The sequence below is a fragment of the Phenylobacterium sp. LjRoot225 genome (assembly GCF_964252855.1).
Classification (GTDB): Bacteria; Pseudomonadota; Alphaproteobacteria; order Caulobacterales; family Caulobacteraceae; genus Phenylobacterium.
In genome coordinates, this window is sequence record NZ_CAXUPL020000003.1 from 980,780 (window position 1) to 996,226 (window position 15,447).

Sequence of the window (15,447 nt, forward strand, 5' to 3'; positions counted from 1 at the left end):
CGAAACTGGGATGACATTCGTGAAGGGAAGGGCGAGCTACACTCGCCGGACCGTCGTGATCGGCACGGGCTCCTTCAGCATCTCGCCCTTCATCGAGCCGGTCCCCTTCGTCGGGTCGACCGGCATCACCAGGATCTGCTTCACCACCTCCAGCCCCTCGGTCACCTGGCCGAAGGCGGCGAAGCCGGGCTGCTGTGCATCAGCGTCGAGATAGGTCTGGGCGCCGAGGCAGATGAACCAGTCGGCCTGGGCCGTCCCCGGCGCGTGGCGGCCCATGGAGATGGTCCCGTTCACATGGGAAAGCCCGGTCTTCAGGGTGCTCTCGTGGGCGATCGGCGGCAGCACCTTCTTCGGGTCGTTCTGCAGCCCGCCCTGCACCAGCCCATAGTCGTCCGCCGTCGAGCCCTGCGGCCGCGAGGCGCGGTAGAAGTTGGCCCCGTCATAGAGCTTGCGATCGACATAGCGCAGGAAGTTGGCGCTGGTGATCGGCGCGCGCTGCGTCTCCAGCGCAATGACGATGCGGCCGAGCGGGGTGGTCAGGGCGACCGACGTGGTCGCCGGCCCGGTTCCTTGCGCAAGGGCGGGGGACGCGGCGAGGGCGGCGGCGAGCGCCAGCAGATCACGGCGGGTGGTCTCGGTCATGGGGCGGAGCTTAGCGTGGCTGGAGCCTAGCGCCAGAAGTGGAAGGCCCTCCAGCCCTGGCCGACGGTCGGCGGATCGATCCCGAACGCCACGCTCAGGTGCGCGGAGGCCATGAACAGCAGGCCGCTGAAGCCGGGGATCACGAAGACGGCGACCAGCAGCAACACCATAGCCAGCCCCTCCGCCTTGCGGATCTTCGGGGCCCAGGCGGCCGGCAGGAAGGGGCGGATGGCGCCGAAGCCGTCGAGGCCCGGGATCGGCAGCATGTTCAGGATGAACGCCATGGCCTGCAGGAAGGCCAGAAGCGACAGGGCGGCGAACAGCGGGCTCTCCGCACCCGCCGCCTGCCAGAGGCGCAGGACGCTCGCCAGGACGATCAGCACGGCCAGGGTGGCCGCCGGGCCGGCGAGGGAGGCCGCGGCCCGCCAGCTGCGGCTGCGCATCAGATCGTGGCGCAGATAGACCGCGCCGCCGGGCAGGGCGACGCCCCCAAGCGCCAGGACAAGGAGCGGCAGGACCAGGCTGACGCCGACGTCGCCGTAGCGGCGCGGATCGAAGGACAGATAGCCCTTCTGCACCACCGTCACGTCGCCGCCGAGGTAGGCGACGGCGGCGTGGCTGAACTCGTGGGCCATGACGCTCAGCACCCAGCCCAGCATGACGAAGGCGAAGGTGACCGGGCCGACCGGCGCCTCGAGCCGGGCCAGGACGAATCCCAGGGCGAGCCAGACAAGCAGGAGCCCGGCGCCCAGCGCATTGGCCGGGCGGGGCGGGTCGATTGCGGGCGGGGTCTGGACGGTCTCGGTCACCTGTCGCAAAGGTGGGGGCGCGCGCCCTCCGGGTCAATGCGACGTCAAAGGACGGGTCGACGTCAAAGGACGGGGCGACGTCAAAGGACGGGGCGACGTCAAAGAACCGGGCGACGCCACAGAACCGGCAAAGTCCGCCGCAAGGGTCCGCCCCTTAAGAGATGAGAGCCGTGCCGCCGACAGACGACAATCCCTTCGAACGCCCGTCCGCCTGGCCGAAGATGCCTCAGGGCGCGTTCCGTATCGGCCCGCTGCCGAAATCGAGCGGGGCGCTTCCGCCGCCCGTCGCCCGGCCGGCGCCCGCTCGGGTGCTCGTCGCCCCGCAGAGCCAGGGGGTGCTCGCCGGCGGCGCCTCGCCGGCCTTTTTCGGCGGCGGCGGGCTGGGCGGGTCGCCCCGGCCGCCGGCCGCCCCGGTCGCCGAATCCCCGCCGCCAGCGGCCGCCGTTTCGCGCATGGAGGTCCCGCTGCAGGCCGAGCCCCAGCCTGCCGGGCCGCCGCTGCAGACGGCCCCGATGCAGGTGGCTGAGGTGGAGGTGATCGCCCGGCCGCGCACGCCGCCGCCGTTCCTGGATGAATTCGCCCAGCCCGAGGAGGCCGAATCCTGGACACCGCGGCCCCCGGCCGCCGCCTACGGCCGGCGGCGCAGCCTGATGCCGCTGATCGCCGCCGGCGCCGTCGGCGTGATCGGGATCGCCGCGCTCGCCGCCGTCTTCGCCAGCCGCAACTCCGCGCCCGAATCGCCGGCCGCCGTCACGCCCGCGGTCTCGCCGGCCCTGGACGGTGCGCCCGCCGCATCGCCGCCGCCGAGCGCGCTCGAGGCCGCTGCCGAAACGGCGGCGACGTCCGCGCCCGTCCTACCCACGCCCGCCCTTCGCGCGCCTGACGCCAAGCCGGCCTCTCGGCTGGCCTCCGTCCGCGGGACGACCCGTCGTTCGAGCGCGCCTGCGCCGGTCGAAGCCGCGCCGGCCGCGCCGGCGGCCGAGGCCGCGCCCACTCTGGTCGTGCCGCCGCCGGCGCCGGTCGCCGTCGCGCCGCCGGCTTCGGTCCCGGCGCCGGCCAAGCCGGCGCCGAGCGACCCCTCCGCGCCGATCTCCACCCATCCGACCCGTCCGGAATAGCCGGAGTTTGGGGCGGCCTTCTACGCCGGCTGCGGATGAGTGATGGGGAAGAGCGGGCTGGTGCGGCCGATGGCTTCCTCTTCGGGGGTCATGTCCGCCGGGATGTCGGCGAACAGCGGCGTCGAGAGGTAGCGTTCGCCGGTGTCCGGCAGCATGCAGAGGATGGTCGAACCCGGCTTGGCCGTTTCCGCCACCTTCAGGGCGCCGGCGAAGGTCGCGCCGGACGAGATGCCGACGAAGATCCCCTCCTGGCGGGCCAGCTCCTGGCTGCAGCGGATCGCGTCCGGGCCGGCGATCGGCAGAATCTCGTCGAACAGATGGGCCTCGACCGCCTCGCCGGTGATCTGCGGAATGAAGTCCGGGGTCCAGCCCTGCATGGGGTGCGGCTTCCAGGCCGGATGGCCCTGGGCCGGGCTGCCGTCGGGGTTTCGCGCCTGAGGCTGGCCGCTGGCGAGCAGCGGGGCGTCAGCCGGCTCGCAGACGACGATCCTGGTGTCCGGCCGCTTTTCGCGCAGGACCTGGGCCACGCCCTTCAGCGTGCCGCCGGTGCCGTAGCCGGTCACCCAATAGTCCAGCGCCTCGCCGTCGAAGTCGCGCAGGATCTCCTGGGCGGTGGTGCGGCTGTGCATGTCGGGATTGGCGGGGTTCTCGAACTGGCGGGCGAGGAACCAGCCGTGTCGTTCGGCGAGATCCTCGGCCATCTTGACCATCCCCACCGCGCGCTGGGCCGCCGGCGTCAGGATCACCTTGGCGCCCAGGAACCGCATCAGTTTGCGCCGCTCGACGCTGAAGCTGTCGGCCATGATGATGACCAGCGGATAGCCCTTGGCCGCGCAGACCATGGCCAGGCCGATGCCGGTGTTGCCGCTGGTCGCCTCGATCACCGTCTGGCCGGGCTTCAGCGCCCCGCTCCGCTCGGCCTCTTCGATGACGCCCAGCGCCAGCCGGTCCTTCACCGAGCCCAGCGGGTTGAAGGCCTCGATCTTGACGAAGAGGTTCACGTTCGGCGGGGCCAGGCGGTTGATCCGCACCACGGGCGTGTCGCCCACCGTCTCTAGGATGCTCTGGTATTTGCGCTTCACCGCTGGCCTCCGCATTGCTGAGCTATCACGGGGAAGACGCCGCCTGCTGCTGGCCGGAGTCAAGGCGCCGGCGAGCGCTCGGGGGAATTTGAGCCACGATCATGGAACGATGCGGCGGCTCGCTGATTTGGGGTGGGTCGTCTGATCGCGGGGCCTCAGTCCCCTGCCCGGGACGGCCATTCCAGGAGCCCCATGATGATTATCCTCCCCGAGCTGCCGTACGCCTATGACGCCCTCTCGCCGACCCTGTCGGACGAGACCCTGCACGCCCACCACGACAAGCATCACGCGAAGTATGTCGAGGTCGCCAACACGCTGATCGCCGAGCACGGCCTGGAAGGCCTCAGCCTCGAGGACGTCGTCGCCCGGGCCGAGCGGCAGGGCCTGAAGAAGCTGTTCAACAACGCCGCCCAGGCCTGGAACCACGCCTTCTTCTGGGACTGCATGACGCCGAAGCGGCGCGATCCGCAGGGCGAGCTGGCGGCCGCCATCGACAAGGCCTTCGGCGGCCTGGGCGGGCTAAAGGAAAAGTTCGTGCAGGAAGGCGCGGACCACTTCGCCTCCGGCTGGGCCTGGCTGGCCGCCGAAGGCGCCGAGCTGGTGGTGCTCAGCACCCACGACGCCGACACCCTGGCCCACGACAAGCGCACGCCGCTGCTGGTCTGCGACGTCTGGGAGCACGCCTACTACCTGGACTACAAGCAGGATCGGAAGGTCTTCATCGAGCGGTGGTTCGACACCGTCGCCAACTGGGCGTTCGCCGAGGCGCAGTTCGCGGCGGCTCAGGGCCGGCAGGCGCCGTGGACCTTCAAGCTGGCGGCCTGACCGGCGCCGGCGTCCGCCTGAGGGCGGAGACCGCGGAACTCACGGCAGGTACGGCAGGATCCCTAACGCCGCGAGCGCCAGGACCACCGCCGCCAGGATCAGCCCCGCCCGCGGCCGGCCGCCCAGAAGGCGCTCCTTCTGCGGTCGGGGCGGGGCGCGCCTCTTCGCCAGCTCGCGCGCCTTGCGATAGCGGCGAAGGTCGGTGACCCGCGGATCTTCTGGGCCTCGGGACATGCGGCGACGCTCCCGTCTACGAAGCCAATTTTTCGAGCTCGGCCTCGGAAATGTCCTCGTTGGAATAAACGTTCTGGACGTCGTCGTCGTCGTCCAGCGCGTCGATCAGCTTCATCAGCGTGCTGACGGCGTCGCCGGTGAGCGGCGTCAGCGATTTCGGCCGCCAGACGATGCTGGTCGACTTGGGCTCGCCGAGCGAGCCTTCCAGCGCCTGCGCCACGTCCGAGAGCTGTTCGAAGGCGGTGTAGACGGTGTGGCCCTCCTCGTCGGACTCGACGTCGTCGGCGCCCGCTTCGATGGCGGCTTCCATCAACTTTTCGTCGGATCCTGCGGTCAGCGGATAGACGATCCGTCCGACGCGATCGAACATGAAGGAAACCGAGCCGCTTTCGCCCATGTTTCCGCCGTTCTTGCTGAAGATCGAGCGCACGTTGGCGGCGGTGCGGTTGCGATTGTCGGTCAGCACTTCGACGATGAGGCCGACGCCGCCGGGGCCGAAGCCCTCGTAGCGGATGTCCTCATAGGTTTCCGCGTCGCCGCCCTGGGCCTTTTTGATGGCCCGGTCGATGAGGTCCTTCGATACAGACTCCGCCTTGGCGTTGGCGATCGCCAGTCGTAGCCTCGGGTTCATCGCAGGGTCGGGCATGCCGGCCTTCGCCGCCACCGTGATCTCGCGCGAGAGCTTTGAGAACAGCTTCGAGCGGACCGCGTCCTGGCGGCCCTTGCGGTGCATGATGTTTTTGAATTTTGAGTGTCCGGCCATGTCCGTTCGGCAGGTCAATGAGGATGTGGCGTCGCTTCTACCCTCGGTGCGGCGTACACGGAACCCCTACCGGGGCCGCGGGTTAGCGCGGAAGGCTTGAGCGGCGAAGGTTAGATCATGAGCGAGCACAGCTACGGAGACTTCGACGACGTCCTGCCGGAGGAGCCGAACGGGGAGCTGGTCCACTGGATGGAGCCCCGCCCGCTCAGCTTCGGACCTGCGGGCCTTGGGGTGGCGGTCGCCGGCGCCTTCGCGCTCGGCCTCGCCGCGGCGCTGATCGCGGTCGGGGTCAGCCGGATGGCCGGGCCCGAGCGGCGCATGAGCCTGCCGCTGGAGCGAAAGCTCCGTGGCCTTGGCTAGGCGCTGACGTCCAGGGCGCAGTCGATACGGCGGATTTCGCCCCCGGCGAGGCCGAAGACGGCGTCCTGCGGCGCGTCGTGCGTCATCACCGCTTCGACCGGCAGTCTCGCGTAGAGGCCGCGCAGCACGCGTCCGGTCACGCCATGGCTGACGGCGATGATCCGTCGTGCGCCCTCCGCCGGCAGATCGCCCAGCCAGCCGTTCAGGCGTCCGCACATCGCCTCATAGGTCTCGCCGGTCGGCGCGTGGAAGGCCCAGTTGCTGCGGCCGAACGCCGGACAGGCTGCGGCGAGGTCGCTGCGCAGGCGGCCGTCCCACTCCCCCCAGCTGAGCTCGATCAGCCGCGGCTCGATCTCGATGTCGTGGAGGCCGATACGCTCGGCGAGGATTTCGGCGGTGCGGCGCGTGCGGCCGAGCGGACTGGCGATGATCCGCCAGCCGGGCTGGGCGCCGACCAGCGCCTTGAGCTGCGCGCCCACCGCCTCGGCCTGGCGCTTGCCGAGGTCGGTGAGGGCGGAGTCGACGTGCCCTTGCAGACGCCGCTCGCGGTTGAATTCCGTCTCGCCGTGTCGAACCAGATAAATCATGCGGCTGGACCATGGCGAGCCGGCCGGCGCGGCGCAAGCCGGCCGCCGCCTGGACAGGACCCGCGGCGCGGTGAATTCTCCACGCCTTCGGAGGAGACGGCGCATGCGGCGAGCTTTGGTCCTGGGCGGCGGCGGTCCCCTGGGGGTGGCGTGGGAAAGCGGGCTGATCGCCGGCTTCGCTCAGGGCGAGGTGGATCTCGGCCAGGCTGACTTCATCCTCGGCACCTCGGCGGGGGCCATCGTCGGCGCCCGGCTGGCGAGCGGGGGCGACAGCGCCCGGCTGGCGGACGCGCTCCTGGATCCGGCTTCAGCGGAGATTCGTCCTCCGCCCGGCGGCTCGCCCGAGGGCTTCATGACGATGGTCGGCCTGATGCGCGAGGCGCAGGCGGGCACCCGCCATCCGGCCGAGGTGCGCCGCGAGCTCGGCGCCTTTGCGCTCGCCGCCGAGGCCGCGAGCGAGGCGTCGTTCCTGGACGTCATCGGCCGCGAGCTGGGCGCGATCCCCCATCTCGGGTGGCCGGCCGGCAACTTCGCCTGCGCGGCGGTGGACGTCGAGGACGGGGGCTTCCAGCTCTGGCAGGCGGACTCCGGAGTCGATCTGCTGCCGGCGGTGACCTCGAGCGCCTGCGTGCCTGGGATGATCACGCCGATCACGATGAAGGGGCGGCGGTACATGGACGGCGGCATGCGCTCGCCGACCAACGCCGATCTCGCGGCCGGCTACGACCTGGTGGTGGTGATCGCCGTGGCGCCGCCGGGGACGCCGACCGTGCGTCTGGATGAAGAGGTCGAGACCTTGAAGGCGGCCGGCGCGACGGTGGTCGCCATCACCCTCGACGAGGGTTCGAGCCTCGCCATCGGCGCGAACCTGATGGACTCCTCCCGCAAGCCCGAGGTCGCTCGCGCCGGCCTGGCCCAGGGCCTGAGCCAGGCGGAGATCCTCAAGCAGGTGTGGGGGTAGGCGTCCTAGGCCGGCTCCTGACGCGGGACCAGGCCTGACCAAGAACGAAGCGCGTCCTTCTCGCGCGGGCTGCGAGCGTCCTGCTGTTCGCGGGACCCGTCCGCGCGCCGGTTGGCCAGCGAACGCTGAACGCTCAGGTTGTCCGGCGATCGCCTTAGTCCATCTCTGGGCGAGATCTCACGTCCAAAGTCGAGGCTTTGGAGGGGATCAGGAAATTCTCAAACATTACAGAGCGCAAGGCAATTGACTGGGGTGTCGTTCAGGCAACGCGAAATGTTCAAAACAGCAACGGAGGAATCCGCTGTGCTGAAATTACGATCAAAAAGTGGATCATACGTTCGCTAGTCGAACAGTTTGCGCCGGGAATGCGTGCGAAAACTGGGTTCAAAGACTTGGCGGGAGAGCAGCTCGGGACGCGGTGGCCGGTAACTCAGGGGACGTTTTGGACATGCTCTCGGAACTAGGACGACTTCGGCGAAATAGGACGTGCCTCCTCTTGGCGACGTGTTGCGGAATGGCTCTTGCGCCCCAAGCCTACGGGCAGACCACGGGCGTGTCGGCGACTGCCGACAGCAGCATGGAGATCGTCGTCACTGCACGTCGTCGCGAAGAATCGCTGCGCAAGGTGCCACTGAAGGTCGACGCCTATGATCCGATGCAGATGGATCGGCGCGGCATCCGCAGCATCGAGGACATCACCCGCTTTACGCCGGGGCTGGAGTTCACACGGACCGGCGGCGTTTCCGGCGACGTGAGCACCAGCATCTCCATTCGCGGGATCGCCTCCGAAGTCGGGTCGGCGACCACCGCCATCTATATCGATGAGACGCCGATCCAGACCCGCAACATTGGCTATTTCGGCGGCAACCCCTATCCGCGCATCTTTGATCTGGAACGGGTCGAGGTGCTCAAGGGGCCGCAGGGCACGCTCTTCGGGGCCAGCGCCGAAGGCGGCGCCGTCCGCTTCATCACCCCGCAGCCGACTTTGGACCGCATCAGCAGCTATGCGCGCGCCGAACTGTCGAGCACGGAAAACGGCGCGCCCTCCTACGAGGCTGGCGCCGCGGTGGGCGGCCCCATCGTGAAGGACGTCGTCGGGTTCCGGCTCAGCGCCTGGACCCGCCGGGACGGCGGCTATATCGACCGGGTCGACGACGCGGACGGATCGGTCGTCGACAAGGACGCCGACTGGAGCCGCACCTCGGTCGTTCGCGCCGCCCTGGCGTTCAAGCCGACCGAGGGGCTGCTGATTACGCCGTCGCTGTTCTATCAGCGGCAGTTCGATAACAACCGAAGCCAGTACTGGGAGTCCTTCAGCGACGTCGGCGGCGAGGATTTCAAGTCCGGCAACCCGCTTCCGGAAAAATACCACGACAAATTTTATCTGCCGGCCGTCAAGGTCCAGTACCAGAACGATGTCTTCGAGCTGAATTCGAATACTTCATATTTCAACCGAAAGTCGACGATCCTCCTGGATTACACGACCTTCCTGCGGGCGTTGTTCACGGGCGATCCGCTGACGCCGATCGATGGAACGATACCCTCCGGAGCGTTCGTCACCACCAAGCAGGAGAATTTCACGCAGGAGGTCCGCCTTCAGTCCCCCGCTAGCAGCCGGGTGGAATGGATCCTCGGCGCCTTCTTCACCCGGCAACGCCAACGTTCGATCAATCTCACCGATTCCAACGAGGTCGGGGGAACGGCGGCGAACGGGTACAACTACACGAACCACACCAGTTCGACCGATCGGCAGATCGCCGGCTTCGCCAACATCGCCTATCCGCTGACGGAGCAACTGAAGGTGTCCGCCGGGGTTCGCGTCGCGGAGCTGAAGTTCTCCTACCTCAGCCTCGGCGACGGGCCGGTCAACGGAGGTCCCAGCAGCGACTCCGGCAAGACCAGCGAAACCCCGGTCACCCCCAAGTTCGGGGTTTCGTATCAGATCGATCGCGACAACCTGCTGTACGCCAACGTCGCGAAGGGCTTCCGGCAGGGCGGCGCCCAAGCCCCGGTTCCAGCGAGCTTCTGCGCGGCGGATCTGGCGTCGTTGGGCCTGACCGCCGGCCCAAGCACCTACAAGGCCGATACGGTGTGGAGCTACGACGCCGGCGCCAAGAACAGCCTGTTCGGCGGACGGCTGAACATCGATGCGAGCGCTTATTTCATCAACTGGGACAACATCCAGCAGAGCGTCCGTCTCGCCAACTGCGGCTTCTCGTTCATCGGCAACCTAGGGAAGGCCAGGAGCCGAGGCGTGGACCTGACCTTCGACACCCGGGTCAGCGACGCGGTGCGGCTGGGCGGCAACATCGGCTTCAACAAGACGACCTTCAACGACGACGTTCTGGGCGGCGGCGGCGTGCTGCTCGCCGGCAAGGGGGACGGGATCGGCGGCCCACAGTTCACCGGAGCCGTTTGGGGTCAGGTGGATTTCCCGATCGGCCCGTACCGCAGCTACTTCCGATCCGATCTTACCTTCCGCACCAAGGGCGTCTCTCCCGATCCGCACACCTTCAGCTACGACGCCGATCTTACCGCGACCCGGCCGGCCTACGTCGTTTCGGCCCGGCTCGGCGTCTTCATCAAGGACGTCGAGGCTTCGGTCTTCGTGAACAACCTCTTCAATGAGAATGCGGCGCTGTTCCGCACCCACGACGTTGCCGGTTCGCCCCTGTTCTACGCCGGCGGATACCGTCCCCGGACCGTCGGCATGACGGCGACCTACAAATACTGAGACCTGTGGTCCCGCCTCGCAGGAGGCGGGACCTCCATTTCGTGAGATCGCGCCATGCGCCTCAACCTTACCCGTCGCAGCCTCGTGGCGAGCGCCAGCCTTGCCTTGATCGCCGCCTCCAAGGGCGAGCCGCAGGAGCGGCCGATCCAGGTGACGGGCGGCCGGATCGTCGGGGTCCGCAGCACGGTTCCCGGCGTCGTCGCCTGGCTTGGCGTGCCCTACGCCGCCCCTCCGGTCGGGCCGCGCCGCTGGCGCCCGCCGCAGCCGGTCATCCCGTGGGCCGGGGTCCGCAAGGCGGACCGCTTTTCCGCCAGTCCCTGGGCGATGCCGCAGAACTACGAGGCGCCCGAGGCGGTGCGCCATGTCGCGATGGACGAGGACTGCCTGACGCTCAACGTCTGGGCGCCCGTTCAGCCGAGCGCAAAGCCGCGTGCGGTCGTGGTGTGGATCTACGGCGGAGCCTTCGCGGCCGGCACCAGCAATGATCCGCTGTATGACGGCGCCAACATGGCGGCGCAGGACGTGGTGTTCGTCTCGCTCAACTATCGGGTCGGCATCCTCGGCTTCTTCGCCCACCCTGAGCTCGCGCGCGAGTCACCGGACGGCGTGTCGGGCAACTACGCCCTGCTCGATCAGGTCGCTGCGCTGCATTGGGTCCGCGACAACATCGCGGCCTTCGGCGGCGACCCGGACAACGTCACGATCGCGGGCCAGTCGGCCGGGTCATTCAGCGTCGCCTTCCACCTGGTCATGCCGCGGTCGCGCGGCCTCTTCCATCGCGGCGTCGCCGAAAGCGGCGCGCCCATGGGCCAGCTCAACAGCCTGGTGCTGCTGACCGACGGCAAGGAGATGGAGGCGGCGGGGGTCGCCTTTGCGAAGCGGGTCGGCGCGCCGGATCTGGCGGCTCTGCGCGCCATGGCCCCGATGGACCTGGTGCGGGCCGATCATGAGACCTGGGTGTTTCACCCGGCTCTCGACGGCGTGGTGATCCCGGATCACCCCTTTGACCTGATCAAGAGCGGCCGCCACGCCGACGTCCCGCTCATTGCGGGCTTCAATGCGGACGAGGGCGCCATCTTCCAGCCTTTGGGCGGCGGAACGCCGGCTGGCCTGTCCGCGGCGCTCGAACCCTTTTTCGGCGAGCTGACGCAGGAGGCCCGGCGGGTCTACGCCGCGCAGACCGGCGCCGAAGCCGTGGCGCGGGGGAAGGACGTGTTCGTCGACATGATCTTCAACTGGAACACCACAGCCCTGGCGGTCGCCATGGCCGAGCAGGGCCGACAGCCCGTCTACTTCTACCATTTCGCATACAGCGGCGTGCCCCTGCCCGGCCGCGGTGGCCGCGACCGCGCCCCGGAGCCGCAGGTCGCCTACCACGGCGCCGAGATCGGACTGGCGCTGCGAAACCCGCAGGCGTGGGGCGGTCCGATCGACGCCTCGCAGCGCGCGATGAGCGACATGCTGTCCGGCTATTGGCTGTCGTTCGCGCGCGGTGGCGATCCCAACGGCGGCGGCAGGCCGCCATGGCCAGCCTTCCTCCCGGGAAAACCCACGGTCCTGCACATCGACGGGGCGTCGAACCGCCCCGGTCCGATTCCCTTCCGTGACCGGCTGAGCCTGATCGGCCGGGCCTGGAAGAACCCGGTGCTGGAGAAATACCTCTGACAACCCGTCGGCGGCGATCCGGAGCGCGGACCTATCCCACGAACCCGCGGATCGCCGCGATGACCAGGTCCTGGTCGGCCTCGGTGAGATAGGGGTGCATGGGCAGGCTGATCACCGTGTGGGCCTTGGCGTCCGTCACCGGCAGGCCGCCGGGCGCGACGGGATAGGCCGAGTAGACCCCCTGCCGGTGGATCGGGATCGGGTAGTAGACCGCGGTGGGCACGCCGGCTTCGCGCAGCGCTGCGGCGAGGCCGTCGCGATTCTCCACCTCGATGGTGTACTGCGCCCAGACCGAGACCCCGCCGTCGATCACCGTCGGCGTCCTGACGACGTCGCCGAGGCCTGCGGCGTAGCGGTCGGCGACCCGGTTCCGCGCGGCGATCTCGTCCTCGAAGATGGTCAGCTTCTGCAGCAGGACCGCGGCCTGCAGGGTGTCCATGCGGCCGTTGATGCCGATCCGCATGTTCAGATATTTCGGGTCGTGCTCGAAGGTCTGGCCCTCGAGGTCCGACTTCACCGCCTGGCCGTGGACCCGCAAGCTGACCAGCACGTCGTGCAGGCGCGCGTCCTTGCAGAGCACGGCGCCGGCGTCGCCATAGGCGCCGAGCGGCTTGGCCGGGAAGAAGGAGGTGGTGGCGACGTCGGCCCAATGGATCGGATGCTGGCCGGCCAGGGTGCAGCCGAAGCCCTGGGCGCTGTCGGCGATCAGCTTCAACCCGTGACGGCGCGCTGCCTCGGCGATTTTCGGATAGTCGGCGGGCTGACCGAACAGGTCGACGGCGATCACCGCCTTGGGGACCAGCTCGCCCTTGGCCTTCACCGCCTGAATGGCCGCATCGAGGCTTTCGGCGTCCATATTGTAGGTGGCCGGATCGATGTCGACGAACACCGGCGAGGCGCCGACCAGCGGCATGGCCTCGGCGGTCGCCGCGAAGGTGAAGGAGGGGCAGAAGACCGCGTCGCCCGGGCCGATTCCCCAGGCCATCAGCGGCAGCACCAGGGCTTCCGTGCCGGAGCCGCAGCTCAGCACGTGCGGCGCCTGGCCGAAGGCGCCCAGCGCCGCCTCCAGCTCGGCGATCTCGGGCCCCATGACGTAGGCGCCGGAGCGGACGACCTTGAGGATAGCGTCTTCCAGCGGCTGGCCAAGGCGCTTGCGCTGGGTCTGCAGGTCGATGAAGGGAATCGGCATCGGCTGTTACGTCTCGCGGCCAGGCGGAATTGCGCGTGAGCCTAATGGCACGGGCCGCGGCGCGCAGGCCAGACACGGTTGGTGAGCGTCTGTTGCGATCGCTGGGCGGCCCTGCTCGTCGCCCGCCGTTGAAAGACCACGGGTTTCGGCTGGCGGCTTAAACCTTCGTTCGCCCGAACGCCGTAGCTTGCGACGGAGGGAGAGGGAACCTCATGTTCGCAATCATCACCTGCCTGGAGCAGCACGACTCGCGACAGCTCGTCTGGGCGGTGCTGATCTGCGTCATGTCGGTGTGCGCGGGCCTCAGCGCCTATCGCCGCGCGCGTGTGACAGAAGGCAGTTTCCGCCTGGCTTGGCTCGCCTTGCTGGCCGTCCTGCTGGGGGCCGGCGTGTGGGCGACCCACTTCATGTCCATGCTCGCCTTCCGCAAGAACATGGTGGCGATGTTCGGCCTCGACCTGACCCTGGTGTCGCTGCTGGTCGCGGCCGCCGGCTTCTTCAGCGGCGCAGGCGTCGCGGCCTGTTCGTCCCGCCCCCTCGGCCGAGCGCTGGGCGGCGGACTTTGCGGCCTCGCCATCGCCGCCATGCACTTCATCGGCGTCTCGGCGATGCGACTGCCGGCCCATTTCGTCTGGAGCCCGACCCTGGTGGTCCTGTCGATCGTGATCGGCGCGACGGCGTCGGCGGCCGCGCTGGTCGTGGCCGGTGAGATGAAGAATCTGCCGCGGGCGATCTCAGCCGCCGTTCTGCTGATCGTCGCGATCTGCGGGCTGCATTTCACCGCCATGGCCGCCGCGACGCTCGTCCCGGGGCCGCTGATCCAACAACCCGGCTTCTATGGCCGAGAGGGTCTGGCGCTCGGCGTCGGCATGCTGGCGGGCGTGATCCTGTTCTGCGGCGGCGCCGTCTTCATGATGGACGGGATGAGCAAGGCCGCCACACTTGGCGCGCTTCAGGCCTCCCTGAACCAGGTGCCCAGCGCGATCGGCTTCTTCGACCGCAATCTCAGGCTCATTTTCTGGAACGAGAACTTCGCCGAGCTGCTGCAGCAGTACGGGATCGAGGCGCGGGCCGCCCTTCCCTATGAAGCCATGGTCGCGGTTGCGGCGGAGCAGGGCCTGCCGAGCACGCTTGCGGTCGCCCGCTCGACGGCCGACTTCCAGCTCAACCCGTCGAGCTTCGAGCCCTTCCGGACCCCCGACGGCCGCTGGTTCGAGGCGCGCAGCGGCGCCACGCGCGATGGCGGCTTCGTCGCCTTGCTGAACGACGTGACCGCCCAACGCGAGCTGATCGAACAGACCGCCCGGGCGCAGGTGCTGGCGGAACGGGTGAGCCGGTCCAAAAGCGAGTTCCTGGCCAACACCAGTCACGAGATCCGCACCCCGCTGAACGCCCTCCTGGGCATGGTGCAGGTGATGGAGCGCAACGATCTGGATCCGGAACAGCGCCGCCGCCTCCATCTGGTCGCCGAGAGCGGCCACTCGCTGCTCGCGGTGCTGAACAGCGTGCTGGATCTCGCCAAGATCGAGGCCGGCAAGTTCGAGCTCGACGAGCACCCCTTCGACCTCGAGAAGACGGTCCGCGTCGCGGTCAGCGGCTTCGAGCCGCTGGCGGCGCAGAAGGAGCTCGGGCTGCTGGTGGAGGTCGATCCCGACGCCGCCGGAGTGTGGCGCGGCGACAGCGACCGGCTTCGCCAGGTGCTGTCCAACCTGGTCGCCAACGCCGTGAAGTTCACCCATCAGGGCCATGTCCTGGTCCGGGTGACGGGCGGCGAAGCGGGCGTGCGCTTCTGCGTCCAGGACAGCGGCATCGGCATCGCGACGGAGAAGCAGGAGCTGATCTTCGCCGCCTTCGAGCAGGCGGACGCCTCGACCACCCGGAAGTTCGGCGGCACCGGCCTGGGGCTCGCCATCTGCGCCAGCATCGTCACCACCATGGGCGGGCGGCTGGCCGTGCGCAGCGCCCCCGGCGAGGGGTCTGAGTTCGGCTTCACCCTCGCGCTGGAGCGGCTGGCGGATGAGGCTCTCCCTCCGGCGCCGCCGGCCATGCAGGACGAGGGCCAGCTGACGCTCAGCATCCTGGTCGCGGAAGACAATCCCAACAACCAGCTGGTGCTGAGCGCGCTGCTGGAGCCGTTCGGCGTCGCCCTGACCCTGACCGACGATGGCGCGGCCGCCGTCGAGGCGTTCGCCGCCGGGGGCTTCGACGTCGTGCTCATGGACGTGCAGATGCCGCGCATGAACGGGATGCAGGCCGCGGCCGAGATCCGCCGCATCGAGCGCGACCGGGGCCTGGCCCGCGTCCCCATCGTGGCGCTCACCGCCAATGTGATGAACCACCAGGTCCAGGAATATCTGGCGGCGGGAATGGACAGCTTCATCGCCAAGCCGATCCAGCTCACCGAACTCCTCGCCGCGCTCGCCAGCCTTCCGCAGCGCGCGGCCCGCGCGGTCGCCTGACCAAGGTTCGCGCGCCGCT

14 protein-coding genes are annotated in these 15,447 nt (G+C 69.0%); 7 read left to right on the forward strand and 7 right to left on the reverse strand.

Annotated elements, in window-relative coordinates:
* Nucleotides 1-36: 36 nt before the first annotated feature.
* On the reverse strand, nt 37-642 hold the full coding sequence (locus tag ACSQ2B_RS19865; protein ID WP_436052500.1) for a peptidylprolyl isomerase: 606 nt from the start codon (nt 640-642) through the stop codon (nt 37-39).
* 26 nt (nt 643-668) lie between these two features.
* Nucleotides 669-1,451 (reverse strand): site-2 protease family protein, encoded by a 783-nt coding sequence (locus ACSQ2B_RS19870; RefSeq protein WP_436052502.1) that lies wholly within the window; start codon nt 1,449-1,451, stop codon nt 669-671.
* A 170-nt stretch (nt 1,452-1,621) separates the two neighbouring features.
* On the opposite strand from ACSQ2B_RS19870, the gene ACSQ2B_RS19875 reads away from it, so the two are divergent.
* Complete coding sequence (locus ACSQ2B_RS19875; RefSeq protein WP_436052503.1) at nt 1,622-2,569, forward strand: hypothetical protein; 948 nt, start codon at nt 1,622-1,624, stop codon at nt 2,567-2,569.
* 20 nt (nt 2,570-2,589) lie between these two features.
* Here the strand turns inward: ACSQ2B_RS19875 and cysK are convergent, their stop codons facing one another.
* On the reverse strand, nt 2,590-3,651 hold the full coding sequence (gene cysK, locus ACSQ2B_RS19880) for a cysteine synthase A (RefSeq protein ID WP_436052504.1): 1,062 nt from the start codon (nt 3,649-3,651) through the stop codon (nt 2,590-2,592).
* A gap of 192 nt (nt 3,652-3,843) precedes the next feature.
* Between cysK and ACSQ2B_RS19885 the strand changes: the two genes are divergently transcribed.
* On the forward strand, nt 3,844-4,476 hold the full coding sequence (locus ACSQ2B_RS19885) for a superoxide dismutase (RefSeq protein WP_436052506.1): 633 nt from the start codon (nt 3,844-3,846) through the stop codon (nt 4,474-4,476).
* A 39-nt stretch (nt 4,477-4,515) separates the two neighbouring features.
* Here ACSQ2B_RS19885 and ACSQ2B_RS19890 read toward each other — a convergent pair whose 3' ends face one another.
* A complete protein-coding gene (locus ACSQ2B_RS19890) occupies nt 4,516-4,710 on the reverse strand; it encodes a hypothetical protein (RefSeq protein ID WP_436052508.1) in 195 nt (64 codons plus the stop codon).
* Between the two features lie 16 nt (nt 4,711-4,726).
* The gene (locus ACSQ2B_RS19895; protein WP_436052510.1) at nt 4,727-5,473 is read right to left on the reverse strand and encodes a YebC/PmpR family DNA-binding transcriptional regulator; all 747 of its coding nucleotides are present in this window, start codon (nt 5,471-5,473) and stop codon (nt 4,727-4,729) included.
* Between the two features lie 117 nt (nt 5,474-5,590).
* On the opposite strand from ACSQ2B_RS19895, the gene ACSQ2B_RS19900 reads away from it, so the two are divergent.
* The gene (locus tag ACSQ2B_RS19900) at nt 5,591-5,833 is read left to right on the forward strand and encodes a hypothetical protein (protein ID WP_436052512.1); all 243 of its coding nucleotides are present in this window, start codon (nt 5,591-5,593) and stop codon (nt 5,831-5,833) included.
* On the opposite strand, the gene ACSQ2B_RS19905 is transcribed toward ACSQ2B_RS19900, so the two are convergent.
* A complete protein-coding gene (locus ACSQ2B_RS19905; protein ID WP_436052514.1) occupies nt 5,830-6,420 on the reverse strand; it encodes a histidine phosphatase family protein in 591 nt (196 codons plus the stop codon). The genes ACSQ2B_RS19900 and ACSQ2B_RS19905 overlap by 4 nt on opposite strands.
* A 103-nt stretch (nt 6,421-6,523) precedes the next feature.
* Here ACSQ2B_RS19905 and ACSQ2B_RS19910 point away from each other — a divergent pair, with 103 nt between their 5' ends.
* The 3 genes from ACSQ2B_RS19910 (at nt 6,524) to ACSQ2B_RS19920 (ending at nt 11,780) form a co-directional block, all read left to right on the forward strand.
* Nucleotides 6,524-7,381, forward strand: coding sequence for a patatin-like phospholipase family protein (locus ACSQ2B_RS19910; RefSeq protein WP_436052516.1), 858 nt, complete (start codon nt 6,524-6,526; stop codon nt 7,379-7,381).
* 514 nt (nt 7,382-7,895) lie between these two features.
* Nucleotides 7,896-10,115: a TonB-dependent receptor gene (locus ACSQ2B_RS19915; RefSeq protein ID WP_436052518.1), complete on the forward strand. Its 2,220-nt coding sequence runs from the start codon at nt 7,896-7,898 to the stop codon at nt 10,113-10,115.
* A 54-nt stretch (nt 10,116-10,169) separates the two neighbouring features.
* Nucleotides 10,170-11,780 (forward strand): carboxylesterase/lipase family protein, encoded by a 1,611-nt coding sequence (locus ACSQ2B_RS19920; protein ID WP_436052520.1) that lies wholly within the window; start codon nt 10,170-10,172, stop codon nt 11,778-11,780.
* Between the two features lie 31 nt (nt 11,781-11,811).
* Here ACSQ2B_RS19920 and ACSQ2B_RS19925 read toward each other — a convergent pair whose 3' ends face one another.
* Nucleotides 11,812-12,969, reverse strand: coding sequence for a DegT/DnrJ/EryC1/StrS family aminotransferase (locus ACSQ2B_RS19925; RefSeq protein WP_436052522.1), 1,158 nt, complete (start codon nt 12,967-12,969; stop codon nt 11,812-11,814).
* Between the two features lie 212 nt (nt 12,970-13,181).
* On the opposite strand from ACSQ2B_RS19925, the gene ACSQ2B_RS19930 reads away from it, so the two are divergent.
* The gene (locus ACSQ2B_RS19930; protein ID WP_436052524.1) at nt 13,182-15,428 is read left to right on the forward strand and encodes an ATP-binding protein; all 2,247 of its coding nucleotides are present in this window, start codon (nt 13,182-13,184) and stop codon (nt 15,426-15,428) included.
* Nucleotides 15,429-15,447: the final 19 nt, after the last annotated feature.